The following is a 24,609-nucleotide window of genomic DNA, read 5'->3' as shown; positions in this document are numbered from 1 at the left end:
GTTTACCCTGGCGCCGCTATTGCGCCGACGAGGCGTCGGCCGTGACCGCCCTCGGGCTATCGTCGGACGACGCCGTCAATTGCGAAAAGGTCTGTTGCTCGGCGAGCCACGTCTGGTAATCGGCCTCCGTATCGACCACCACCGTGCCGCGCATCTGCGGATGGCCGACGCCGCAGAGTTCGGCACAGAGAATCTCGAACGTGCCTGTCCGCGTCGGCGTGAACCAGAAATACGTCACCATGCCGGGCACCATATCCATCTTGGCGCGGAACTCGGGCACGTAGAAATCATGCAGGACATCGACCGAACGCAGGAGAACCTTGACGGGTTTTCCGACCGGCACGTGCAACTCGCCACCTTCGATGATCAAGTCGTCGAGGGTCGCTGCGTCATTGCGGTTAAGGCCGAGCGTGTTCTCGGGCGCGACGTCACGGGTTTCCGACGTTCCGAGCTTTCCGTCCTTGCCCGGCAGCCGGAAACTCCACAGCCATTGCTGGCCGACGACTTCGACTTCCGTTGCCGCCGCCGGAACAGTGATGAACTGGTTCCAGACGAAAAGACCCGGTGCCAGCATGGCGATGACGCCAACCGTCGTGCTTACGGCGAGCCAGCTTTCTAGGCGCTTGTTTTCGGGTTCATAGGCGGCCTGGTTTCCGGGCCGATAGCGGAACCGGAAAACGCAATAAGCCGTGAACAGGACAACCGCGACGAAGACGAAGCCGGTGATCCAGAAAGTTATGATGAGAGTATTGTCTATGTAATTCCAGTTGGAGGCGATTGGTGTCCACCACCAGGGACTCAACAAATGGAACAACACTGATCCGGCGGCCAACAAAACCAGAATCACCACCACGGCCATTTCTTGTCCCTCCTACCGCAATCGGCTGTGGGCATGAATACGCAATCCGTAGAGTTCCGATCGCGATTATTGCACGAACGGAAAATAGTCGCAAATCGCCCGAAAGGGTTGTCGTCCGGGTCCCCTTCGCGCTTTGGTATTGCTTATTGCGAATATTGTTTGAGGTAGGCGAGCAGATTGGAAATGTCAGTGTCGTCCTTCAGACCGGGAAAGGCCATTTTGGTTCCTTTCACCTTTGCCTTCGGATCGTGGAGGTATTCGCGCAGCGTCGCCTCGTCCCACTTGAGGCCTCCCTTGCCCGCCTCGACCATAGCCGGCGAGTAGCGGAAATTGGGATGTGTGCCGGCCGTCCTGCCAAGGACGTGATTGAGCGATGGACCAACCTTGTTGGTGTCCTTGTCGACGACGTGACAGGTCTGGCATTTCTTGAAGACGGTTGCGCCAGCCTCGGCGTCGCCCTCTTGGGCGAGGGCCGTCAGGGGACAGAGCACGAGTGCCGAAAAGGAAAGGACAACAACAGGAATTCGCATGACACTTCCTCAATTTCGCCGGGCGCGGGGGCAAGGAAGACGCTCGTCAAATCGTTGTATTGGCGGTGTTTGCTTCTCTCGCTGGTGGCGCGCCGAAGGCGGGTTGATAACTGCGACAAGAACAAAACTAAGGCCCACTTGGCAGAAGTCAATTGCCATGTCGGGGCGTGTCCAGCGCTGCCCAGCGCCTAGCCTTTGTGCAGTCCTGCCGCTTTCTGCGGCGCAGCCGGATCAGATGCGATTGCCCTCTGTGTCGAAGAAATGCAGGTAGTGCGTGGGAAAGCGGACAGGGACGGTGCCGGAGGCTGTCAGGAAGGACCGGTCGTTGGTGAAGGCCTTGAAGCTCGTCCGGCCGAGCGACAAATGCAGGATGATGCCGAATCCGGTCGGCTCGACGAGATCCACGGTCGCGAGCAGGCTGTCCGGCCCGTGACCCGCAAGGACGACGTGTTCCGGACGGATGCCGAGTGTCGCCGGAGCATTATCCGGGATCGACGGCGACGCGTCGAGCGGAATGCTGACACCTCCTTCCGTCTCGAAATTCGACCTGTCGCCGGCACGATAGGTGCCCTTGAAGAAATTCATGCCGGGAGAGCCGATGAAACCCGCCACGAAGAGGTTGGCGGGACGGTCGTAGAGCTCGAGCGGGCTTCCCACCTGCTGGACGACGCCGCCGTTCATCGCGACGATGCGGTCCGCCAGCGTCATCGCTTCGATCTGGTCGTGCGTCACGTAGATCGACGTGGCGCCGAGATCCTTGTGCAGTTTCTTGATTTCGGCGCGCATCTGCTCGCGAAGGCGCGCATCGAGGTTGGAAAGCGGTTCGTCGAAGAGAAAGGCCTTCGGCTGGCGGACGATCGCCCGCCCCATGGCGACGCGCTGGCGCTGGCCGCCGGAGAGCGCGCGCGGGCGGCGCTCCAGCAGTGGCTCAAGGCCAAGCTTAGCGGCGGCACCGGAAACGACGGTGGTGATCCTGTCCCTGGCGGTCTTGCGCAGCCGAAGGCTGTAGCTCATGTTCTTCTCGACCGACATGTGCGGATAAAGCGCATAGGACTGGAACACCATGGCGATGTCGCGGTCCTTCGGCGCGAGCTCGTTGACGCGCTTGCCGGCGATGCGGATTTCGCCGGCAGTCACGCTTTCGAGCCCCGCAATCATACGCAGAAGGGTGGACTTGCCGCAGCCCGACGGCCCGACGAGCACGACGAACTCGCCGTCGCGGATCTTGAGGTCCACGTCGTGCAGCACCGGATGGATGCCGTAGGACTTCTGGATGTTGGCGATATCGATGGAAGCCATGGGTAATCAGCCTTTGACCGCGCCGGCCGTGAGGCCCTGGACGAGATAGCGTTGAATGAGCAGGAAGAAGAGGCAGGCCGGGATCAACGCGAGCACGCCGGCCGCCATCATCTGCCCGAAATCGACCGAGAACTTCGACACGAAGGACAAGAGGCCGACAGGGAAGGTCGCCTGTTCGTTGCCGGAGATCAGCATCAGCGAGAACAGCAGTTCGCTCCAGGCTGCGGTGAAGACGAAGCCGAGCGTCGCGGCGATGCCGGGCAGCGTCAGCGGCAGGATGATCTGGCGGAAGGCGACGAACTGCGTGGCGCCGTCGATCATCGCCGCTTCTTCCAGATCCTTCGGAATGCCGTCGAAGAAGGACTGCATCAGGAAGGTGGCGAAGGGGACGTTGAACGCGGTGTAGACGATGACGAGGCCGGTGAGGCTGTTGGTGAGCCCCATCGGCGAGAGGATCTTGAAGATCGGCGCGACCAGCATCACCAGCGGGAACATCTGGGTAAGCAGCATCAGGGTCACCAGCCAGTACTTGCCGCGGAAGCGGAAGCGCGAGAGCGCGTAGCCCGAGAGTGAGGAAAGGATCGTCACGATCACCGCGGTCGAGCCCGAGACGATCAGGCTGTTGCGGAAGAAGACCGGGAAGGCGCTGTGCCTGAGCACGAAGTCGAAATGCTCGAAACTCGCCCGCGACGGCCAGAGCCGGACACCCTCGGTGTAGAGCAGATCGTTCGGCGTGACCGCAACCTTGAGCAGCCAGAACAGAGGGAAGAGCGCAAAGGCGATATATGCGAGGATCGCCAGGCGATGCGCAATGGTGAGGAAGGCAGATTTGGGGCGCATCGGTCTCAATCCTTGCTCAAGAGCCACTGTCTGAGGATGACGATCAGCAGCGAATAGGCGAGGAGCAGCGCCAGGAGCACGAGCGCGATCGCCGAGGCATAGCCGAAATCGAGCCGCTTGAACGCCTGGGTGAAGATGTAGCTCGCGACGATCTGCGTCCGGTCGGCCGGACCGCCATTGGTCATGACGATGATGAGGTCGGCGAAATTCGAGATCCAGACGGTGCGCAGGAGAATGGTGATCGCGATCGTCGGGGCGAGGAACGGAAGGGTGATCGAAAGGAAGCGCTGGACCGGTCCCGCCCCGTCGATGCTGGCGGCCTCGTAAAGATCGCGCGGGATCGCCTGCAGCGCGGCAAGCAAGGTGATCGCGAAGAAGGGGATGCCCCACCAGATATTGGCGACGATCGGCCCCCACATAGCGAGCTGCGGATCGGACAGGATATTGGCCGGCTGGCTCATGAGGCCGAGCCCGTAGAGCCAATGCGGCAATGGACCGACGACCGGATTGAACAGCCAGGCCCAGTTGAGACCGGCGAGGAAACTCGGCACGGCCCAGGGCAGGAAGACGAGCGCCTGGGCAATCGCACGGCCGCTGAAAGGCTTGTCGAGCAGGAGCGCTAGGATGAGGCCGAAGGTGAACTGCAGCAATACGGAAGCGCCGGTCCACCAGAGCGTGTTCCTGAGCGCGCGGAAAAACGCCTGGTCCTCAGACAGTGCCCTGAAGTGATCGAGACCGACAAAGGCGCCGGAGAACGGGTTGAGCAGCTGGATATCACGGAAGGCATAGGACACGCCGAGGACCAGCGGCACGAGCATGACCGCGACGATCAGGATCAGTGCCGGCGCGCTATAAAGATAGGGCGCGGAGGCGTCGGCGATACGCTTCATCAGCGGCGGACGAATTGCGTGCAGGCCGTCATGGCGTGCGGCATAGGCCATCGGTCAATATTCCCCTTCATGGCCGCCTATTCCGGGCATGCCTTGTTTCTTGTCATTTTTGTTGGGCGGCGGCAGGATGAAACCCGCCGCCGCGTATCTGCGTCTTACTTCTTGTTCGCCAGGTATTTCTGCTGCGCCTTGGTCAGGTAGTCCGCCCACTGATTGGCGAGCTCTTCCGGCGTGATGTCGCCGAGCAGCGCTTCCTGGGTCGTCTTGATCGCCAGCGAATCCTTGAAGAAGGCGAACTCTTCGAGGTAGGTCGGCATGACCGTCAGCACGACATCCTTGTCGGCGAGTTCATCGAACCAGCCCTTGAACTGCGGGCTCGCGTAGAAGGGGTCCTTCTCGGCCGACTTGTGAACCGGCAGCGCGCCGGTACGCTTGTTCCACTCGATGTTACCTTCCGGGCCCTCGAGCGTTTCGATCAGCTTCCAGGACAGATCCTTGTTCTGGCTTGCGGAAAGCATCGACCAGCCGGCAAAGCCGATCGTGGTGAACGCCTTGCCGCTTGGGCCCTTCGGCATTGTGGTGACGCCGAAATCATCCGGCTTCATGCGCTGGGCAATCGCGATCAGAGCATCCGGGTCCTGGTCGAGGAAGGCGCAGGTGCCGCTGTAGAAGCCGGCGACGATTTCGTTGAAACCCCAGTTGACGCTGTCCTTCGGCGCAAGGCCCTTCTTGTAGAGGTCGATGACCCAGGTCAGGCCCTTCACCCAGCCCTCGCTGTTCATCGTCGAGGTGCCGTCTTCGTTGAAGAACTTGTTGTCGCCGGCCATGGTCGCGCCGAACATCACCCAGCCGTTGAGGCCGCCCGGGCCGCCGCGCAGGCAGTAGCCGGATTTGCCGGGCAGCTTGGAGACTGCCTCGGATGCCTTGACGAAGTCGTCCATCGTCTTCGGCGGTTCGGCGACGCCCGCCTCGGAAAGCAGCTTCTTGTTGTAGAACATCGCCCGGAGATAGAAGCCGTAGGGCAGCATGTAGGCGGTGTCGTTGACGTCGCGGCCGAGTTCGAGCGCCCGTTCCGTGAGACCGGAAGTATGCTCCCACTTTTCGAGATAGGGTTCGAGGCTTTCGAGCATGCCGTTATTGGCGTAAAGCGAGAGCCAGGTGTCAGGCATTTCCATGACATCCGGCACTTCGCCGGCCGAGACCATGGTCGCGAATTTCTGGAAGGCTTCACCCCAGGGCAGCGAAATGATCTCGACGGTGGTGCCGGGGTTTGCGGCCTCGAACTTGGCGACGATCGACTTTAGCGTCTCGGTGCGCTCGGGGCTGGTGATGACCTCGACGAGCTTCAGCTTCGTGTCTGCAAGCGCGCTGCCGGCCATCAGAGTGGCGAGCAGGGTTGCGGTGATCAGTTTCCTCATTTTCAGTTCCCCTTTTCTTAGGTGTTCGGGTGCTGCTGTGTCGTCAGCCTTCATGAAGCGGCGGCGATCGCCGCTTCGAGATCGCTCCAGAGGGCCTCCGTTCCCTCCAGGCCGACATGGAGCCGTACCGACCGCGGAGAAATGCCGAAGGCGGCCGCGGAATTGGGCTGGGCTTTCTGCGCCAGAACGACTTCGCCCGGCACGATAAGGCTTTCGTGGCCGCCCCAGGAAACGCCGAGCTTGAAGAGTTCGAGGTGATCGGCGAAACGGCGCACATCGACGCCCTCGCGGAAGATGAACGAGAACAGGCCGGACGTGCCGGAAAGACCCGGCGGCAGGTGATTGCCGAGGCCGGGATGGCAAACCGTTTCGACCAGCGGGTGGCTCTGCAGGCGCTGAGCGACGGCGAGAGCCGAGCGTTCGTGCGCCTTCATCCGGATCGGCAGCGTGCGCAGCCCGCGGATCAGGAGCCAGGCATCGAACGGTGAAAGCTTGCCGCCGAGGTAGGGATAGGCTTCGGAGCGGATGCGGCCGATCAAATCCTTCGAGCCGGCAACGACGCCGGCGACGACATCGCTGTGGCCGCCGAGATATTTCGAAGCCGAGTGGATGACGAGATCGACGCCGAGCGAAATCGGCTGCTGGAAAACCGGGCTTGCCCAGCTGTTGTCGATGGCGGTGACAATGCCCTCGGCTTTGGCGAGCGCCGCAAGGGCGGCAATGTCGTGGGTGTCCATCACCCAGCTCGTAGGGCTTTCCATGTAGAAGAGTTTGGCGCCGGGCAGCGCCTTTGCCACCGCCTCCTCGTCGCGTCCGTCGACATAGGTCACTTCGACGCGCATGCGCTTCAGGTGCGTGCCGAACAGGCGGAAGGCGTCGGGATAGACATGCTTGACCGCGACGATGCGATCGCCCGGCTCGACGAAGGAAAGAACGGTCGACGAGATCGCCGACATGCCGCTCGCGAATCCGAGGGCGTCCTCGGCCCCCTCGAGCTTCGCCAGCATCTCCTCGAACATCCTGACGGTCGGGTTGAGGCCCCGGGTGTAGATCGGCCGAACCCGCTCGCCCCGGTAGGAGGCGACCATTTCGTCATAGTCCTTGAAGGTGAAAAGCGACGTCTGGACGATCGGCGGCACGACGGCGTCGAAGGCATTGCCTTCGTCATGTGCGACGATGAGGGACGCTGCGTCGAACGGATCGAAGCCGTTGTTCATTTAGACATTTCCTTGATGTCTTCCTCGACGATGGCGAGGATTTTCAGTGTTTCCAGGCGCGCTGCGTCGGAGTCCTGCGCCGCGATCGCGTTGAAGAGCATACGGTGGAACGGAAAGGAGCGCCGCGCAAAATCCGGCCGGTCGAAGGGCTTCTCCCAGAAGCGCTCGAAGGCCTCGCGCATCTGCTCGAGAAGCTGGCGGAAGAGCGGGTTGTGGGTGGCGTCGTAGATCGCGAGATGGAAGGCCAGGTCTTCCGGACCGGACGTGCCCTTGGCGAGATGCACGCGCTCCATCTCGTCAAGCTTTGTCTCGATGTTGATGAGATCCGCATCCGTGCGGCGGCGCGCGGCTACCATGCCGGCCTCGACTTCGATGCCGCGCCGGACTTCGAGCGTCTGCAGCAGTGCGTCGCGCAGGTGCTCTGTGTCGAGCGCCAGCGGCATGTGAATCGTCGCGCCGGAAATGGCGCGCAGCAGGTAGGTGCCGCTGCCTTTTCGCGCCTCGACGACGCCGAGTGCCTGGAAATGGCTGAGAACCTCACGGACCGTGGAGCGCCCGACGGCGAGCGCCGCCATCAACTCACGCTCGGCCGGTAGCCGATCGCCCGGCTTCAGGCCCGAGCGTTGAATGTAGTCGGCAAGCGCGGAGATCACCTGCTGCACCCGGTCGACGGGGGGCAGGGGCAGGAGCATCGCTTTGTCCTGCTGCGGCATGCGGGCTCTCCGAGACCAGAATTGGTCTGACATCCGAGCAATATGCGGCTCATGTCAGGCGCGGTCAAGCCGCAACTGCGTGCCGCGCGGCATGCCAACAGATCGGGGCGGAACGGCGTGGCGCCTTGGCGCACACGGGCTTGACGGCTCGTCTGAACCGGCGCGATATGGTTCGAGGAGCTGTCAGATGAGATATTTTGCCTGCATTGGCCTTGCCGTAGCCGCGATCGCTTCCGGTCCGCTGGTGCACGAGGCGAATGCGCAGATGCGGACAGGGAAGGGCGAATATTACACCGGCGTCCAGCGCAAACCCTGGCCGGGTTACCTCTTCTTCTGGATCACCGGCCGCGATCGCGCGGCTGCCCTTGCTGCGGCGGAAAGCAATGCCGCCGGCGACAGGCAGCCGCCGCGGAAGAGCAGGAAGTATTGATGCATATCGTCCAGACGTGTGCCGCGGTGTTGGACAGCGGCTACGTGCACCGTCTGAAAAGACCGGCGGCGCTCAGGTGGCTTCTGAGCGTCGGAAGCTCGAACGATACTGAGCCGGGGTCACGCCGAGGCGCTCACTGAAGACAATCCGCATCCTGTCGGTGCTCCCGAAACCGCAGTCATACGCTATGGTCTTCAATTGGCGGTCGCTCCCTTCGAGGAGATTGCGGGCTGCGTCGATGCGGGCGCGCTCGACGAACTCATGAGGCGTCATCCCGGTTACCTGCACAAAATGCCGGGCGAAGTTGCGTGCGCTCATTCCGACCTGGGCGGCAAGAGAGGCGAGCGTGTGGCGGTCCCGGATATTCGCCATCACATGGTCCTGGATTCTTGCCGCCGGCGAGGCCGGATCATTCGGCGCGGTGAGATAGGGACTGAACTGGGATTGTCCCCCCTGACGTTGAGCAACGACGACCAGTCGCTTGGCAACGAGCAGGGCAATCTCCGCTCCGTGCCGTTCCCCGACCAGCGCCAGCGCCAGGTCGATTCCTGCCGTCACACCGGCCGATGTGACAAGGCGGCCGTCGCGCATATAGATGGCATCGGGATCAACCTGTGCGGCAGGAAACGTGGCCGCGAGCTTCCCGGCATTTTGCCAATGCGTGGTAACGCGCCGCCCATCGAGCAATCCGGCATGCCCCAAGGCAAAGGCTCCGGTACAGATCGACCCGTAGGTGCTGGCGCGAGATGGAGCCAATGCCAACCATCCGATCAGGCGTTGATCGGGCTCTCCATGGACCAGGGCCGGGCCGCCGGTGACGAGCAGGATCTCAAAACCACCCGACGCGTCCTCGAATGCCAGATCGGCCATCATCAACATGTTGTTCGACGCCCGCAGCGGATTGCGATCAGCCGCAACCACAACCGTCTCATAGCGATTTTCCGGCGCGATATAGGCGTTAGCCTCGGCGAACACGTCGATCGGGCCGGCGACGTCGAGAGCCTGGACGCCTTCGTGAATAACGATTGCAACCTTTGTAACGACCATGTTTGCGCGATCGTGCTGGCGAGATTCGGCGTGTGCTTGTCCTGATCCGCCGAGTGCGTCGAGTTGCGGCCTCGACCCTCGGGCGGTTACAACCGGTGAGGATCGGCTGAGGCCAAAATACTTATGGCTCGATCCGAATAATTGCAACGAGAGCTCATCTTGCGTGTCGGTTCACGCCACGGCGGAGCTCTGTCTTGAGAGGTGTAAGCGATGACGGAGATTGTTGCCGGTGTCCGTGTTCCCGACAGCGCGATTGCTCGTGCTGCCACCCAACTCGTCCGCGACACAGAGGACGACCTTCTCTACAACCATAGTCGCCGGGTGTTCTTTTGGGCCGCGCTAACCGGCGAGCGTCGGGGCCTCGACTACGACGCCGAGCTGCTCTACCTCGGCGCCATGTTTCACGACATGGGGCTGACGGAACGCTACTCCAGCCCGAATTTGCGCTTCGAGGTCGACGGCGCGAATGCGGCTCGGGATTTCATGAAGAGCTACGGCGTTGCCGAACGCGATATCGAGGACGTCTGGACCGCCATCGCGCTTCACACCACCCCCGGCATACCCGAGCACATGCGTCCGACGATCGCGCTAGTCACCGCCGGTGTCGAAATGGATGTCCTTGGGATCAACTATCATGCTTTCTCGCACGAACATCGGCATGAAGTTTGCGCCTGCCATCCACGTGAGGCGAATTTCAAAGAGAACATCATCGACCACTTCGCTGAAGGCATCAAAAAGAAGCCGGAGACGACCTTTGGAAACGTCAAGGCTGACGTGCTGGCACTGAAGGACCCGAATTTCAAGCGTATCAACTTCTGCTCGATCATTCTCGGCTCCGCATGGCCGGCTTGATTGCGCGTTGATCGCCTTCTTCTTCCTGTCTGCCGGGCGCATTCCCCATGACATCGAAGCGCCCGGCATCTGAATGATCAAGCTGCACCGAAGGGCGCATCGTCATGAGCAAGATTTCTGGAGTGGAAATCCCCGACAGCAGGCTGGCGCGCGAGGCTACGGAATTCGTGCGCGATACCGAGAGCGAACTCTTGTTCCTCCACTCGACCCGCGTCTTCTTCTGGGGCGCCTTGGCCGGGAAAAGAAGGACCTCTGGTTCGATCCCGAACTGCTCTACGTGGCCGCGATGTTTCACGACATCGGGTTGACGACCGCATATCGTGAAAGTCAGCTTCGCTTCGAAGTGGACGGCGCCACCGCCGCTCGTGACTTCCTGCAGGCACACGGCATTTCCGAATCCGATGTCTGGAATGCAATTGCACTTCACACGACTCCCGGGATCCCCGAGCACATGCACCCGGAGATATTTCTCGTCCAATCCGGGGCTGGAATGGATGTCGTCGGGCGCGGCTTTGACGGTTTCAGCGAAAGCGAGCGACAATCCGTGGTATCCGCCTATCCTCGAGGCGCCGACTTCAAAAACGGGATCATCGATGCCTTCTACGAGGGCATGAAGCACCGACCGCAAAGCACCTTCGGCACGTTCAACGATGACGTCCTCGCATTCAAGGATCCTTCGTTCCGGCGCACCAATTTCTGTTGCCTGATCTTGCACTCCCATTGGGAGTCACTAGAGCGCCGTGCGTTCAAATGAACGCCCAAAGGACGCTCTAGCACTTTGATTCCAGAGCATCTTATTCGCTTTCAGTGATTCTACTTGAAAGCGGGATGCTCTAGAGGGGGACCCGTGTGACGTCAGGTGATCCGCCTGACTACAATTCCCTAGGCGGCAAGCGCGAGCAGCTTGGCGATCGCCTGCTGGTCAAAGCCGCCGATCCCCTCGCGGATATCGGCGGCAATGGCCTCGGCGACGGCGTCCTCGTCGCGGCGCCTCAACGCATCGATTGCCTCGCGATGACGATCGACGACGTAGAGTTCGGCGACATGTTCCATGGCGATGCCGAGAATGGGTCCGAGCTGCAGCCACACGCTTTCGATCAGCGGCATGGCGATCTGGTCGGGATTGGCCATGTAGATCTGCCGGTGGAATTGCTGGTTGGCGATCAGCGCCGCCGCCTTCTGGCCAGCGAGGATCGCGGCCTCGATGGCGTCGTCGGTCGCGACGATACGGTCAATCTGCCGGTCTGAAAGGTGGGCGACAGCCCTGCGCGCGGCGTGGCTTTCAAGCACGATCCGTAGCGAAATCAGCTCCTCGAACCGTGCCGGCGTGATACGCGGCACGACGATGCGCCGGTTTTCGAGGAAGTGCAGGGCGCCGATCGAGGTCAGCTGTCGCAGCGCTTCGCGCACCGGCGTCGGGCTGCTCTCCAACGCTTCGGCCAGTCCACGGATCGTAACCGATGTTCCCGGACGGAAAGCGCCGACCATGATTGCCTGCCTGAGGCGCGCAAAGGCGTAATCGTGCGTGGTCATGCCTTCCGGCCGTTCCAACGCCGGCAAAACAAGGGCTTTCAAGATTGCGATTCCTCCTGCCACGTCGGTTCGCGCGGCTGATAGCACCGGTCAAGCTTGACTTCAAATCGTGAACTATGTCAATTTTCTAAAAATGTGATCACAAAACAAGAATTGAGATATGTCTCTAGAGGCGGAAGATCCAAGCGCATTCAAGCTCTGGCTGGAACAGAACGGCCCGATCGAAAGCATCCAGGCGGTCATCTGTGACCTGAACGGCATCATGCGCGGCAAGCGTGTCCCGGTCGAACAGGCCTCCAAGGTCCTCGGCGGCGGCATCCGCATGCCGCTCTCCATCGTTGGCGTCGATGTCTGGGGAGAGGACATCATCGGCAGCGAACAGGTTTTCGCGACCGGCGACCGCGACGGCATATGCGGTGTCACCGGGCGAGGGGCGTTGCCGGTCAACTGGACGTCCCGGCCGAGCGCCCTGGTGCCGCTCTGGCTCTTCGTCGAGGACGGCAAGCCGTTTCTCGCCGACCCGCGTCAGGCACTTGCGGCAATCGTCAGGGAATACCGCGAACTCGGCTTGCGTCCCGTCGTCGCCACCGAGATGGAATTCTACCTGATCGACCCGGAGCCCGACAGCGCGGTGCCGCCGATCTCGCCCTATACCGGCAAGCGGCTCGATTCCGATGCGATCCTGTCGATCGACGAGCTTGATGATTTCGGCGAGTTCTTCTCCGACGTTTACAAGGAATGCGCGCGGCAGAACGTGCCGGCGGATGCGGCGATCGCCGAGAACGGTATCGGCCAGTTCGAGATCAACCTGCTGCACACCGACGATCCGCTGAAGGCGGCGGACGACGCGATCTTCTTCAAGCGTATCGTCAAGGGCGTCGCCCGCAAGCACGGGCTCGCCGCAACCTTCATGGCCAAGCCCTACGGCACGCGATCCGGCAATGGCATGCACATCCATTTCAGCTTGCTCGACGAGGAGGGCAACAATGTCTTCGACGACGGCAGCGACGAAGGGTCGTCCGTGCTGAAGCATGCGGTCGCCGGCCTGTTGCGGGGAATGGCGGAGACAACGCTGCTCTTCGCGCCGCACTTCAACTCCTACAGGCGGCTCAGGCCCGACACGCATGCACCGACCTCGATTTCCTGGGGATACGAGAACCGCACCTCGGCCATCCGCATTCCGGGCGGCAATCCGGCAGCGCGGCGCATCGAACATCGGGTCGCCGGTGCCGACGCCAATCCCTACCTCGTCATCGCCGCGATCCTCGGTGCCGCACTCGTCGGCATCCGCAACAAGTGGAAGCCAGCGGCCCCTGTTGAGGGGCGAGCCTATGACGCGGAGAAACTGCCCAAAATTCCTGCCGAGTGGGGGCAGGCGGTCGATGCCTTCGAGGCCGGACCGATTGCCGCCGAGATCTTCGATCCCGTGCTTCGCTCCATGCTGATCGCCTGCAAGCGCCAGGAGATCGCCGGCTTTGCCGAGCAGGTTACGGACTATGAGTTCAGCGCCTATCTGGAAATCGTATGATGGCAAGCGCAAAGAAATCCTACGCTGGCGACGGCAGTTACCCGACGAGCTATTACGCCGCCTCCCGCAACATCATCCGTACCCCGGTCAGGCTTCAGGGCCGCACCGATACCGACATCTGCGTCGTCGGCGCCGGCTATTCGGGCCTGTCGACGGCAATCCATCTCGCCGAAAAAGGCTACAAGGTCGCTGTGATCGAAGGCGCGCAGGTGGGGTGGGGCGCTTCGGGCCGCAATGGCGGCCAGGTGGTCAACGGCCTCAACGCCAGCCTGTCGACGATCCAGCGCCGCTACGGCGAGGACGCGGCCCGTTTCATCGGCGGCCTGGTGCAGGAGGGTGGGCGGATCATCCGCCGGCTCGTCAGCCAGTACCAGATCGACTGCGACCTGAAGCCCGGCAACATCTATGCCGCCTATACCGCCGCGCATATGAAGGAACTGGAGGCCAAGCAAGCGCTCTGGCGCAAATACGGAATGGACGACCATCAGCTTCTCGACCGCGAGGCGCTCAGAAAGCTCGTCAATTCCGATGCCTATTGCGGCGGCATGCTCGACACGACGGGCGGCCACATGCACCCGCTCAACCTCGTCCTCGGCGAGGCCCGTGCCTTCGAGGACCTGGGCGGCACGATCTACGAGATGTCGCCAGTTGTCCGCGTCGACCACGAGGCAGCACGGCCGACGGTCTACACGCAAGAAGGGGAGGTCAGCGCCCGCATCGTCGTACTCTGCGGCAACGCCTATCTCGGCGATGCCGTGCCGAAGCTCGTCTCGCGGGTCATGCCCGTCTCGACCCAAATGATCACAACGGCGCCGCTCGGTGAGGAGCTCGCCCATTCGCTGATCCCGAGTGACATGTGCGTCGAGGACGTGCGCTATATTCTCGACTATTTCAGGCTGTCGGCCGACAAGCGCATGATTTTCGGCGGCGGCACCGTCTATGGCGGCACGGATCCGGCGGATGTCGTAGCCAAGCTCAAACCCAATCTCGAAAAGGTTTTTCCGCGGCTCAAAGGCGTGAAGATCGACTACGCCTGGAGCGGCAATTTCGCGCTTTCCTTTACGCGCGTGCCGCAGATGGGGCGCATCGGCGCCAATACCTATTTCGCCCATGGCTATAGCGGCCATGGCGTCACCGGTTCCCACCTTTTCGGCCGCACGCTCGCCGAGGCGATCGATGGCGACACCGCGCGTTTCGACGTCTTCGAGAAGCTGCCGTGGTATCCGTTCCCGGGCGGGCGGATGTTCCGCGCGCAATATTCGACGATCGGTTCCTGGTGGTATTCCTTCAAGGATGTTGTTGGCTGGTGAATGGCCGAAGTTGCGACGGACGCGCGCTTCAAATCGATTCCTTCCCGGCCGGTGATGCGGTAGAATTTTTCGGCCGGACCGCCTGACCGGCGCATCCAGATTGGGGGCGATGTCCGGCGTGCCGCCACAGCGCCGCGCGTCTTATCAGACGCGCAAAGGACGCTGTAGCACTTTGAATTAATGCATGTTTTTATCCTCAAATCGGCGATGATTCGAGGAAACATGCAGTAGAGTGTGCCTCGGGCATTCACGCCCCTGTCCGCGGGCCTGCGGTTGATCAGGGAGGTCGGAGATGTTCATACGCTTCGGTTATGAGATCGGCGTTCGGTGCACGCAGCCGACGCCGATGATGACCTATCTTTCGGTTGTACCCGAACGGCGTGACGACATCGTCCGGGAGCGCGGCCCTGTCGCATCACCGATACTGGCGATGGAGGAAATCACTGACCCCCACGGAAACGCCTGCCTGCGGATGGTCTTGCATGCAGGCGAAACCAAGCTCGGCTATGACGCCGTGATCAAGGACGACGGCAGGCCTGATATCTCGGATCCGCTAGCGGAGGCCGCGCCCGTGGAAAGGCTGCCACCCGCATGGCTGCCTTATCTTTCCGCCAGCCGCTATTGCGAGACCGACCGCCTCGGCGCGCTCGCGTGGAAGCTTTTCGGCGATGTTCCCGCCGGATGGCAGCGCGTCCAGGCGATCTGCGACTATGTCCATGATCGGCTGGTTTTCAGCTATGGCTATGCGCAGGCAATGCGCACGGCCGTCGAGGCGCACGAAGGCCGCCTGGGCGTCAGCCGCGACTATGCTCATCTGGCCATCGCTCTTTGCCGCTGCATGAACATGCCGGCGCGCTACGTGAACGGCTACATGACCAATGTCGGCGTACCCGAGAGCCCGGCACCGATGGATTTCAATGCCTGGTTCGAGGTCTTTCTCGGCGATCGCTGGTATACGTTCGATGCCAAGAACAATGCGCGGCGCATCGGCCGCATTCCCGTCGCGCGCGGCCGCGACGCGGCGGACATCCCGTTGATCCAGACCTTCGGGAAGCATGAACTTACGGTCTTTACCGTGTGGACCTCGGTAGAAACCGATGTCTCGCTCACCCGGCCGCACAGCACGGCAGACGTTTCGCTATTGACGCCCTGGTTCAGCGAAACCTGGTCGCGACATCTCCGGGAGCGCGACCGCAATAGGCATTGAGCGTAGCCAAGACCCCCGTAAACGGATTTTTCACTTCCGGCGTGATCTGCGAAAAATATTATCTATATACTCAATGGATAATATAGGAGAACATAACTACTGCGAAACAGCGGAGAGGCAAGATGCACGCGATCAAGGCGACGACCCAATCCCGCTACACGATCTACTCTGCCCTACCGGCGCGACGCTCGCGGGGCAATCTCATTCCTCACACCGTTGCTATTGCGGCGGCATTCACTTTTCTCGCAGCGCTCATCATCGGGGCGATCTGACGCCGGTGCGGCGTCCTCTCGACCATGCCCCCTTTATCCCTTTCCTCCGCCCTTGTCGGCATGGCGCGTGCGGCGACAGACCGGACGCTCGTCGCGCATCGGCCGGTGTCGCCAATGACGCGATCGTTCCGCTTGCGGTCCGGGCTGCCAACGTCGTAGCCTGCCCGCCGCAAACGTGAACATGTGACATATGCGGCGGTTTGCTCCGGAAGACTGGCATGCGGTGAGCGTCTCGAGGATGACGTCACCTTCCATTCGGAGCCGTACGGGGAGGAGAAGGGAATGCTCGACAAGAGAAAATTCTACATCAACGGCGAATGGGTCGGTCCGGTCGAACCGAATGATCTGGAGGTCCTGAATCCGGCGACCGAGCAAGCGGTTGCCGTGATTTCCATGGGCAGTGCTGCAGATGTCGACCGCGCCGTCGCCGCGGCGAAGGAGGCCTTCGCAACCTATAGCCAGACCAGCGTCGAGGAGCGTCTGGCGCTGCTCGAAAAGCTGCTCTCGATCTACAAGCGCCGCTATGACGAAATGGCCGCGACAATAACGATGGAGTTGGGCGCCCCGGCGACGATGGCGCGGGAGCAACAGGCCGATGTCGGCGTCGGCCACCTGCAGGGTTTCATCGACGCGCTGAAACGCTTGAAGACGCGCGACCGGCTGCCGAACGGTGATGTCATGCTGCGTGAGCCGATCGGCGTTTGCGGGCTGATCACGCCCTGGAACTGGCCGATCAACCAGATCGCGCTGAAGGTGGTGCCGGCGCTTGCGACCGGCTGCACCTGCGTCCTGAAGCCGAGCGAATTCACGCCGCTCAACGCCATGCTCTATGCGGAGATGATCCATGAGGCAGGCTTCCCGGCGGGTGTCTTCAATCTCGTCAACGGCGACGGCATCAACGCCGGTGCCGCGCTGTCGAAGCACAAGGACATCGACATGATGTCGTTTACCGGTTCGACCCGGGCCGGCATCGCCGTCAGCAAGGATGCGGCCGAGACGGTCAAGCGCGTCACGCTGGAACTTGGCGGCAAGTCGCCGAACATCGTCTTTGCCGACGCCGACCTCGAGGAACGCGTCACCGGCAGCATTCTCGAATGCTTCAACAATTCCGGCCAGTCCTGCGACGCGCCGACGCGCATGCTGGTGGAGCGCGGCGTCTATGAGAGGGTGGTGCAGATGGCGAGACGCGTCGGCGCCGAAGCCAGGGTCGGCGATCCCACGAAGGAGGGCTCGCACATCGGGCCGCTCGTCAGCCACATCCAATATGGCCGCGTGCAGGCGCTGATCGAGGCGGGCATTGCCGAAGGTGCGAAATTGCTCGTCGGTGGCGTGGGCAAGCCGGAGGGCTTCGAGAGGGGCTATTTCGTCAAACCGACGATCTTTGCCGACGTCGACAACACCATGCGCATCGCACGTGAAGAGATCTTCGGTCCGGTGCTGGCGATCATTCCCTTCGATACGGAAGAGGAGGCGATCCGGATCGCCAACGATACCAATTACGGGCTCGCTGCCTACGTCCAGACGGGCCACCCGAAACGGGCCGAACGGGTCGCCGCAAGGCTGCGCGCGGGCATGGTCCACATTAACGGCGGCCCGCATCGCTATGGCAGCCCCTTCGGCGGCTACAAGCAGTCCGGCAATGGCCGCGAAGGCGGCCTGTTCGGCCTTGAGGATTTCCTCGAAGTGAAAACCGTCCACGTGCCGGACGCAGCCTGATCCTCGCCATGCCGAGATTCAGCCGGTGCTTGCCGCGCCGGCTGATTTTTGTCGCTAAATTAGCTGTTGTTGGCTGTTGTTGGCCGTCCGGTTCTGATAGCTGGCTTGCGGCGCCCCTGATCCCGCGGCGCTTGCCCTAAGTCGACTTCGCTGGACTTCGCCGTGACCCAAGCCGCTTCCGTTTCTTCCCGCAGCTCGATTGCGATGACAGCGCTGCTGCTCGGCGGTGCCGCCATCGGCGGATCGCCGATCTTCGTGCGGCTTTCCGAAGTAGGGCCGATGGCGACCGCCTTCTGGCGCGTCGCCCTGGCGCTGATCCCGCTTGTGGCCTGGTCGTGGTTGCGCAACGGGTCGGCGAGCGACAGGCGGCCGCAGCGATTTTCCGACTACGCCATGCTCATCCTGCCCGGCGTCTTTCTCGCAATCGACCTCGCCGCCTGGCACCTCTCGCTGACCATGACCTCCGTTGCCAATGCGACGCTGCTCGCAAACCTTGCGCCGGTCTTTGTCACACTCGCGGGCTGGGCGCTGTTTCGGGCGCCGGTCAGCGGCGTCTTTGTCGCGGGGCTCGCCACAGCCATCGTCGGCGTCGTGATCCTGAAGGGTGGGCCGGTCGCGCTTGCTGGCGGTGATGTCCTCGGCGATGGCATCGCGGTCATCGCCGCCATGTTCTACGCGGCCTATATCCTTGCGATCGGTAAATTGCGGAGCCGCTTCGACACCAACCGGATCATGATCTGGAGCACGGCCTCTGCCGCTGTCTGCATGCTGCCGATGACGCTTGTCGCCGAACCGTCGCTCTTTCCGGCAACTGCCTTCGGATGGGCGATGGTGTTCGGTCTCGCCTTCGTCAGCCATGCAGGCGGACAGGTGGCGATCACCTATGCGCTCGCCTATCTGCCGGCCGCCTTCTCGTCCTTGACGCTGCTCTTGCAGCCGGTTGTGGCGGCGATCCTCGCCTGGGTGCTGCTCAGCGAACCGGTTGGCCTCGCCCAGGCGATCGGCGGAGCGATCGTGCTCGTCGGGATCTTGATCGCCCGCCGTGGATAACCCTCTTCAGATGCCGGGCAGTTCGAAGCCCGCGAGCCGTTCTTCGAGCTTGCGTATCGTCGCCACATCGGCATTGGCGAAAGCAAAGCGCAGGTAGTTTTCCTGGCCCTCGCCGAAATAATCACCCGGCAGGCAGACTACGCCGGCAAGCTTCGCCAGTTTCTCGGCAACGAACTGCGAATCGATATCGGGGAAGGGGTGGCGGATATAGGCGAAATAGGCCCCGACCGCCTGCAGTTTCCATTTCGGCAGCCGGCTCATGACGTCCCTGAGCGCATCGGCGCGTGCGGCGATTTCAACACGGTTTGCAAGCCGCCAGGCTGCAAGCGCCGGAATGGCTTTCGCGACAGCCGCCTGCGCGGCGCGCGGAGCACAGATCTGCAGGTTGTCCATGATCTTGGTGATCTGTTCGACGAGCGCCGAACCGGCGGTGATCGCGCCGAGGCGGTGGCCGGGGATGCAGAAAGATTTCGAAAAACTGTAGAGGCCGATGAAGCTGTCCTGCCAGCCCCTTGCCCGAAGCAGGCCGTGCGGCGCGACATCCGCCGATGGCAGGAAGTCGCGATAGGTCTCGTCGAGGATCAGCCAGGTGTTGTTCCTGCGGCAGGCTTCGTGGATGCGCTCAAGCAATTCCGGCGGATAGACGGCGCCGGTGGGGTTGTTCGGCGAGACGAGAGCCAGCGCGCGAATGCCCGGCCGAAGCGCTGAGGCGATCTCTTCGACTTCCGGCAAGAATCCGGCGCCGGCGTCGCAAGGCGCCAGCTCGACATTGATGCCCAGCATCGCGAGCGTCGTTTCCTGATTGAAATAATAGGGGTTGGTCATCAACACCGTATCGCCGGCGCCGGCAATCGCCATGACGGCACACATGAAGGCCTGGTTGCAGCCGGAGGTGATGTGAATGTTGTCGGCCGTAACCGCCGCGCCATAGAGACCAGCGACATGGGCGGCATAGGCCGCGCGCAATTCCGCCTCGCCCTCGATGGCGCCGTACCCGGTATAGGCGGTCGAGGCGGATGCCTCGCCCAGCCATTTCAGCATGTCCGGGTGGGCGGGATAGCCCGGCACCGCCTGCGAGAGATCGATCAGCGGACCTCTTGCCCCGTCATAGGTCTTCGCCCAGGCGAGCACCGAGGGAACCGGCGGCGGCGAGAGCTTTTCGACGAGGGGATTGAAATGCGGCATTTGAACCTTCCTGTTGGTGATAAGCGTGGGCGAAGTGCTAGCAAGAACCGCTGCAGGCTTTTCGGTCTATGATTTGGCCTTGCGTTTCGGGGGCCGTTCCGGGCGCCGATTTCGCGTCGGCGACGAGATCGGCTGAAAGCTGTCCGCTTTCGATTTTTGCGCGGCTTCCGGTCTGGACATGCGGCTGCGGATGATCGTACGGGCCGAGACCTGGAGCTCCGGCATCGGATCGCTTTCGAGCGCAGCGAACAGCCAGTCGATGAAAACGCGGACGATCGGCGCGGCACGGATTTCGTTGCGGCAGGCGACGAAGAAGGCGTCATTGGCCGGCACCGTCAGATCGAAGGGCGCGATCAGCTCGCCGCGCGCGATCAGGCTTCCCGCCGTGATCGTGTCGCCGAGCGCCACGCCCTGGTTGTGCAATGCCGCCTCGGTCGAAAGCCGCGCGTCGCTCATGAAATGCTGGCGGCCGCGCTGCAGATCGATCGCGTCGGCTGCTGCCAGCCAGGTGTTCCACTCGCGGCCGTCGTCGCCGTGAAGCATCACGTGGTCGCGCAGATCTCGCACGGAGCGCAGCGGCCGCATGTTGAGGAGGGTGGGGCTGACGACCGGGAAAAGCTCAAGGCGGCTCCAAAGCTTCGCCCAGCAGTCGTTCCAGTTGCCGTCGCCATAGAGCAGGCAGATATCGACGTCGGGCGAATGGAGATGTGCCGCATCGTTGGAGGCGATCAGCGTCAGCCTGACGTCTGGGAACTGTTCGGTGAACAGATGCAGGCGCGGGATCATCCAGAAGGAGAGCAGCGCCGGGACGCAGGTGATCCTGAGCTCGCCACTTGTCGCGGGGCGTGTCATGGCGGCAGTGGCGGCGGCGATCTCCGCGAAGGCGTGGGTGACGGCCGGCAGCAGCAGGGCGCCCTGTGGCGTCAGCCTCAGCCGTTTGCCGCCGCGCTCAAAAAGCGTGGCGTTGAACGAGAGTTCGAGCGCCCGGATTTGATGGCTGATCGCACCGTGGGTGACGTTGAGCTCGCGCGCCGCAGCCGAAACGGAGCCGCGCCGGGCCGTCGCCTCGAAGGCACGCAGCGGATTGAGAGGAGGCAGGCGGCTCGACAAACAAGGCTCCGGAAGGCAGGACGAATATGTGAGTATTTCTCACACGAAACGCTATAACAATGTCAATTGATTTTCCAGCGGAATTGTCTCCTAATATGCGCCAACAAGGGCAAAAGCCTGGGGAACACGACGGCGCCAGTCCAACCGGCGAAATCCGCAGATCGAGATTTGCGGCGCGTCCCGCGCACCCCAGTGGCAAAACATGGAGGTTCGGGCGCATGGCCTGGGATGAACAGAAGCTCAGCGAATTGAAGGCGAAATATGGCGAAAGCCACGGCGGTGAGCTTTTCGATCCGACGTTTCGCAAGGTCGCCGACAAGATCTTCACCAAGAGCGGCACGCGGCTGGCGCCCTATTCCGGTATCCCTACCTTCCTGACCGCGCCCTATATGCCTGTCGACGCCGAAAATCCGGACTTCGGCAACTTGCAGGTGGCGATCGTCGGCATACCGATGGATCTTGGTGTCACCAACCGCCCGGGCTCCCGCTTCGGACCGCGCGCCTTGCGTGCCATCGAGCGCATCGGCCCTTATAACCATGTGCTCGGCTGTGCACCCGTCCACGATCTGCGTGTCGCCGATATCGGCGACGTTGCCTTCCAGAGCCGCTACCGGCTGGAACTCAGCCATGAAGACATCGAAAAGCGCATCAACCAGATCGTTGAAGCCGGCGTCGTGCCGCTGTCGGTCGGCGGCGATCATTCGATCACCCATCCGATTTTGAAGGCAGTCGGCAAGAAGCGCCCGGTCGGCATGATCCATATCGATGCCCATTGCGACACTGGCGGCGCCTACGATCTCACCAAGTTCCATCACGGCGGGCCGTTCCGCAACGCGGTTCTCGACGGCGTGCTCGACCCGACCCGCGTCGTGCAGATCGGCATCCGCGGCTCGGCCGAATATCTCTGGGAATTCTCCTACGAGTCCGGCATGACGGTCATCCATGCCGAGGAAGTTACGGGCCTAGGTATCCCGGCGATCATCGAAAAGGCGAAGAAGATCGTCGGCGATGGTCCGACCTATCTCTCCTTCGACATCGACAGCCTCGACCCGAGTTTCGCGCCAGGGACCGGCACGCCGGAAGTCGGTGGCCTGACGACTCGGGAGGTGCTCGAACTCATCCGCGGCTTGAAGGGAGTCAATCTCGTCGGCGGCGATGTCGTCGAGGTCGCCCCGCAATATGACGCGACGACCAATACCGCGCATGCCGGTGCGCAGGTGCTCTTCGAGATCCTGAGCCTGATGGTTTTCAGCCCGGCGATCACTGGCAAGGCCGGCTGACACCTTCGAGATGCCCGGCCGCCGAACTGGAAGCGGCGGCTAGGGCATCCTGACCCGACAGACAAACTTCCAGATTGGGGAACGAAAATGACAATCCAAACCAAGCTGAAAGCAGTATTTGCCGCCGCACTGATGGTTGGTGCCGCGGCTGGAATGGCTCATGCCGACGCGATCGACGATATCAAGGCGGCCGGCCAGATCAATGTCGGCATCTTCTCGGATTTCCCGCCGTTCTCGTCGGCCAGTGCCGACATGAGCATCAAGGGATATGATATCGACGTCGCGCAGCACATCGCCGACGCGCTCAGCGTGAAGCTTAATCTCGTCAGCGTTACCGGCCAGAACCGCATTCCCTATCTCAACGACAAGCGCGTCGACATCCTGATGAGCGTCGGCTACTCGAAGGAGCGTGCCGAGGTCATCGATTTCGCGGCCGCCTACGCGCCTTACTACATCGCCGTCATCGGTCCGGCCGAGCTCAAGGTCGCCGGCAAGGACGATCTCGCTGACAAGACGATCGCAGTCAATCGCGGGACGCTTGAGGACACGTCGCTGACCGAAGCCGCGCCGGCCTCGGCGGACATCCAGCGGTTCGATAACTACAATGCCGTGATCCAGGCCTTCATCTCGGGCCAGACGCAGTTGATGGTGGTTGGCAATGACGTCGGCGCGCAGGTACTGGCGCGACAGGAGGCATTGAAGCCAGAACAGAAGTTCCAGTTGCTGACGTCACCGTCGCATATCGGCCTCAACAAGAATGAGGAGCGCCTGAAGCAAACGGTCAACGACACGGTCGCCAAAATGCTCGCTGACGGCAAGTTGAATGAAAGCTCTGAGGCGTGGCTGAAGACGCCGCTCAACCCCGACAACCTCAAGGACTAGGCTGCTCCGGCTAAAAGGCGTGCGGCCTGCGGAATGCCTTTCTTCCGCAGGCCCGTCCGGGAAGGGTTGCGACGATGGGCTACAGCCTCGACTTTGGATGGCTTCGTGACGCCGCGGGGGCAATCGCCCACGGTGCGGCCATGACTTTGCTGCTGATCGCCTGCACGACGGTGCTCGGCATCCTCATCAGCATTCTCGGCGCGGCCGCGCGCCGCGGTCGCTATAGCCTGCTCCGCAAAGCAGTAGCAATCTACGTCGAGGTGATCCGCAATACCCCGTTTCTAGTGCAGCTCTTCTTCATTTTCTTCGGTTTGCCGACCATAGGCATCCGCCTCGATCCAATCGTCGCGGCGATCCTGGCGATGACCCTCAATATGGCCGCCTACACGACCGAGATCGTCGGCGCCGGTCTCGATGCAGTTCCGAGGGGGCAGAGCGAGGCCGCTCTTGCGCTCGGCCTGAGGCCGCGTCAGGTTTTCGTCAAGATCATCCTGCCGCAGGCCCTCAAGGTAATCTTCCCGGCACTGACCAGCCAAGTTGTCATCATGATGCTGGAGTCGGCGGTCGTATCGCAGATCGCGGTGCGCGAGCTCGCGCATGAGGCCGACCTGCTGCAGGCACGGACATTCCGGTCCTTCGAAACCTATCTCGTCGTCACGATGATCTATCTCGGCCTGTCGATGGCGATCAGGCGATCCCTTGTCGCCGGCGGCCGGCGTGTCTTAGGGGCGGGCGTGTCGTGATCGAATTCACTTTCTGGGATATTCTGCGCAATCTCATTTTCGCGACGCGCTGGACGCTTCTGCTTTCGATCGTCGCCTTCGGCGGCGGGGCTGTGGTCGGTTTGCTGATCCTGTTTGCGCGCATATCGAAGCACCCGTGGTTGCGCCGCTTCGGTGCCGGCTACATCGCGCTTTTCCAGGGAACACCGTTGCTTATGCAGCTCTTCCTGATGTTCTTCGGCCTGCCGATGCTGGGTTTCCGTATCGAGCCGTGGACGGCTGCGGCACTCGGGCTGACATTCTACGCCAGCGCCTATCTCGCAGAAATCTGGCGGGGCGGCGTGGAAGCGCTGCCGCGCGGTCAATGGGATGCCGGCGCAAGCCTCGGTCTGCACTATCTTCAGGAACTGCGTCTGGTCATCCTGCCGCAGGCCTTTGCGATCACGCGTCCGCCGGCTGTAGGCTTCCTCGTCCAGCTCATCAAGAGCACGGCGCTGACCTCGATCATTGGCTTCGAGGAGCTTCTCAGGACGGCCAATGCGATCAATAATGCGACTTTCGAACCTTTCACCGTCTATGGGCTGGTTGCGGTGATCTTCTTCGTGCTTTGCTACCCGTTGACGCAATATGCGCGGATGCTCGAGCGACGAATGCCAGCACATTGAGACCGAAAAGATGCAGGGAATCAACTACAACAGGGAACGCGGCGGCTGCCGCCA

General features: G+C 62.0%; 24 protein-coding genes and 1 pseudogene. 13 read left to right on the top strand and 12 right to left on the bottom strand.

Annotated features, from left to right (window positions below; translation table 11 throughout):
- Positions 1-16: 16 nt before the first annotated feature.
- From QA637_RS12980 to QA637_RS12945, 8 genes are all read right to left on the bottom strand, one after another.
- Positions 17-859 carry a cytochrome c oxidase subunit II gene (locus tag QA637_RS12980; protein WP_153441792.1) on the bottom strand — a complete coding sequence of 281 codons (843 nt, stop codon included), beginning with the start codon at positions 857-859 and terminating at the stop codon, positions 17-19.
- A gap of 143 nt (positions 860-1,002) precedes the next feature.
- Entirely contained in the window at positions 1,003-1,389 is a 387-nt protein-coding gene (locus tag QA637_RS12975; protein ID WP_153441791.1) for a c-type cytochrome, read from the bottom strand.
- A 231-nt stretch (positions 1,390-1,620) separates the two neighbouring features.
- Positions 1,621-2,688, bottom strand: a complete 1,068-nt coding sequence (locus QA637_RS12970) for an ABC transporter ATP-binding protein (RefSeq protein ID WP_153441790.1) — start codon at positions 2,686-2,688, stop codon at positions 1,621-1,623.
- A gap of 6 nt (positions 2,689-2,694) precedes the next feature.
- Positions 2,695-3,528, bottom strand: a complete 834-nt coding sequence (locus QA637_RS12965) for a carbohydrate ABC transporter permease (protein WP_153441789.1) — start codon at positions 3,526-3,528, stop codon at positions 2,695-2,697.
- A gap of 5 nt (positions 3,529-3,533) precedes the next feature.
- Positions 3,534-4,469, bottom strand: a complete 936-nt coding sequence (locus QA637_RS12960; RefSeq protein WP_153441788.1) for a carbohydrate ABC transporter permease — start codon at positions 4,467-4,469, stop codon at positions 3,534-3,536.
- A 104-nt stretch (positions 4,470-4,573) separates the two neighbouring features.
- On the bottom strand, positions 4,574-5,836 hold the full coding sequence (locus tag QA637_RS12955) for an ABC transporter substrate-binding protein (protein WP_283061656.1): 1,263 nt from the start codon (positions 5,834-5,836) through the stop codon (positions 4,574-4,576).
- A 50-nt stretch (positions 5,837-5,886) separates the two neighbouring features.
- On the bottom strand, positions 5,887-7,053 hold the full coding sequence (locus QA637_RS12950; protein ID WP_153441786.1) for a PLP-dependent transferase: 1,167 nt from the start codon (positions 7,051-7,053) through the stop codon (positions 5,887-5,889).
- Positions 7,050-7,766 carry a FadR/GntR family transcriptional regulator gene (locus tag QA637_RS12945; RefSeq protein ID WP_153441785.1) on the bottom strand — a complete coding sequence of 239 codons (717 nt, stop codon included), beginning with the start codon at positions 7,764-7,766 and terminating at the stop codon, positions 7,050-7,052. Before QA637_RS12945 ends, QA637_RS12950 begins: the two co-directional genes overlap by 4 nt.
- Before the next feature lie 187 nt (positions 7,767-7,953).
- Here QA637_RS12945 and QA637_RS12940 point away from each other — a divergent pair, with 187 nt between their 5' ends.
- The gene (locus QA637_RS12940; protein ID WP_153441784.1) at positions 7,954-8,196 is read left to right on the top strand and encodes a hypothetical protein; all 243 of its coding nucleotides are present in this window, start codon (positions 7,954-7,956) and stop codon (positions 8,194-8,196) included.
- A gap of 72 nt (positions 8,197-8,268) precedes the next feature.
- On the opposite strand, the gene QA637_RS12935 is transcribed toward QA637_RS12940, so the two are convergent.
- Positions 8,269-9,243 (bottom strand): GlxA family transcriptional regulator, encoded by a 975-nt coding sequence (locus QA637_RS12935; RefSeq protein ID WP_283061654.1) that lies wholly within the window; start codon positions 9,241-9,243, stop codon positions 8,269-8,271.
- A 210-nt stretch (positions 9,244-9,453) separates the two neighbouring features.
- On the opposite strand from QA637_RS12935, the gene QA637_RS12930 reads away from it, so the two are divergent.
- Together QA637_RS12930 and QA637_RS12925 are read left to right on the top strand one after the other, a co-directional pair.
- On the top strand, positions 9,454-10,095 hold the full coding sequence (locus QA637_RS12930; protein ID WP_153441782.1) for an HD domain-containing protein: 642 nt from the start codon (positions 9,454-9,456) through the stop codon (positions 10,093-10,095).
- Positions 10,096-10,199: 104 nt separating this feature from the next.
- Positions 10,200-10,849, top strand: a pseudogene (locus tag QA637_RS12925) (HD domain-containing protein).
- Positions 10,850-10,977: 128 nt separating this feature from the next.
- Here the strand turns inward: QA637_RS12925 and QA637_RS12920 are convergent.
- A complete protein-coding gene (locus QA637_RS12920; RefSeq protein ID WP_153441781.1) occupies positions 10,978-11,670 on the bottom strand; it encodes a GntR family transcriptional regulator in 693 nt (230 codons plus the stop codon).
- Between the two features lie 118 nt (positions 11,671-11,788).
- Between QA637_RS12920 and QA637_RS12915 the strand changes: the two genes are divergently transcribed.
- From QA637_RS12915 to QA637_RS12890, 6 genes are all read left to right on the top strand, one after another.
- Complete coding sequence (locus tag QA637_RS12915) at positions 11,789-13,156, top strand: glutamine synthetase family protein (protein ID WP_153441780.1); 1,368 nt, start codon at positions 11,789-11,791, stop codon at positions 13,154-13,156.
- Positions 13,153-14,466: an NAD(P)/FAD-dependent oxidoreductase gene (locus QA637_RS12910; RefSeq protein WP_283061649.1), complete on the top strand. Its 1,314-nt coding sequence runs from the start codon at positions 13,153-13,155 to the stop codon at positions 14,464-14,466. The genes QA637_RS12915 and QA637_RS12910 overlap by 4 nt, the downstream gene beginning before the upstream one ends.
- Before the next feature lie 292 nt (positions 14,467-14,758).
- The gene (locus QA637_RS12905; protein WP_153440119.1) at positions 14,759-15,673 is read left to right on the top strand and encodes a transglutaminase-like domain-containing protein; all 915 of its coding nucleotides are present in this window, start codon (positions 14,759-14,761) and stop codon (positions 15,671-15,673) included.
- A gap of 122 nt (positions 15,674-15,795) precedes the next feature.
- A complete protein-coding gene (locus QA637_RS12900) occupies positions 15,796-15,945 on the top strand; it encodes a hypothetical protein (RefSeq protein ID WP_167528267.1) in 150 nt (49 codons plus the stop codon).
- A gap of 282 nt (positions 15,946-16,227) precedes the next feature.
- Positions 16,228-17,661 carry an aldehyde dehydrogenase family protein gene (locus QA637_RS12895; protein ID WP_283061647.1) on the top strand — a complete coding sequence of 478 codons (1,434 nt, stop codon included), beginning with the start codon at positions 16,228-16,230 and terminating at the stop codon, positions 17,659-17,661.
- A gap of 162 nt (positions 17,662-17,823) precedes the next feature.
- The gene (locus QA637_RS12890; protein WP_380784555.1) at positions 17,824-18,711 is read left to right on the top strand and encodes a DMT family transporter; all 888 of its coding nucleotides are present in this window, start codon (positions 17,824-17,826) and stop codon (positions 18,709-18,711) included.
- A gap of 6 nt (positions 18,712-18,717) precedes the next feature.
- Here the strand turns inward: QA637_RS12890 and QA637_RS12885 are convergent, their stop codons facing one another.
- The gene (locus QA637_RS12885; RefSeq protein ID WP_153440117.1) at positions 18,718-19,896 is read right to left on the bottom strand and encodes an aminotransferase; all 1,179 of its coding nucleotides are present in this window, start codon (positions 19,894-19,896) and stop codon (positions 18,718-18,720) included.
- 66 nt (positions 19,897-19,962) lie between these two features.
- Positions 19,963-21,006: a LysR substrate-binding domain-containing protein gene (locus tag QA637_RS12880; RefSeq protein ID WP_153440116.1), complete on the bottom strand. Its 1,044-nt coding sequence runs from the start codon at positions 21,004-21,006 to the stop codon at positions 19,963-19,965.
- Positions 21,007-21,224: 218 nt separating this feature from the next.
- Here QA637_RS12880 and speB point away from each other — a divergent pair, with 218 nt between their 5' ends.
- The 4 genes from speB (at position 21,225) to QA637_RS12860 (ending at position 24,555) form a co-directional block, all read left to right on the top strand.
- Positions 21,225-22,286: an agmatinase gene (gene speB, locus QA637_RS12875; RefSeq protein ID WP_153440115.1), complete on the top strand. Its 1,062-nt coding sequence runs from the start codon at positions 21,225-21,227 to the stop codon at positions 22,284-22,286.
- A gap of 87 nt (positions 22,287-22,373) precedes the next feature.
- Entirely contained in the window at positions 22,374-23,168 is a 795-nt protein-coding gene (locus tag QA637_RS12870; RefSeq protein WP_153440114.1) for a transporter substrate-binding domain-containing protein, read from the top strand.
- A gap of 74 nt (positions 23,169-23,242) precedes the next feature.
- Entirely contained in the window at positions 23,243-23,911 is a 669-nt protein-coding gene (locus tag QA637_RS12865; protein ID WP_153440113.1) for an amino acid ABC transporter permease, read from the top strand.
- Positions 23,908-24,555 carry an amino acid ABC transporter permease gene (locus QA637_RS12860; RefSeq protein ID WP_184108988.1) on the top strand — a complete coding sequence of 216 codons (648 nt, stop codon included), beginning with the start codon at positions 23,908-23,910 and terminating at the stop codon, positions 24,553-24,555. Before QA637_RS12865 ends, QA637_RS12860 begins: the two co-directional genes overlap by 4 nt.
- Positions 24,556-24,609: the final 54 nt, after the last annotated feature.

It is taken from the genome of Sinorhizobium terangae, from assembly GCF_029714365.1.
In the GTDB taxonomy this organism is placed as follows: Bacteria; Pseudomonadota; Alphaproteobacteria; order Rhizobiales; family Rhizobiaceae; genus Sinorhizobium; species Sinorhizobium terangae.
Note: the sequence above shows the minus strand (reverse complement) of the source record. Positions and strands in the feature narration are given on the sequence as shown.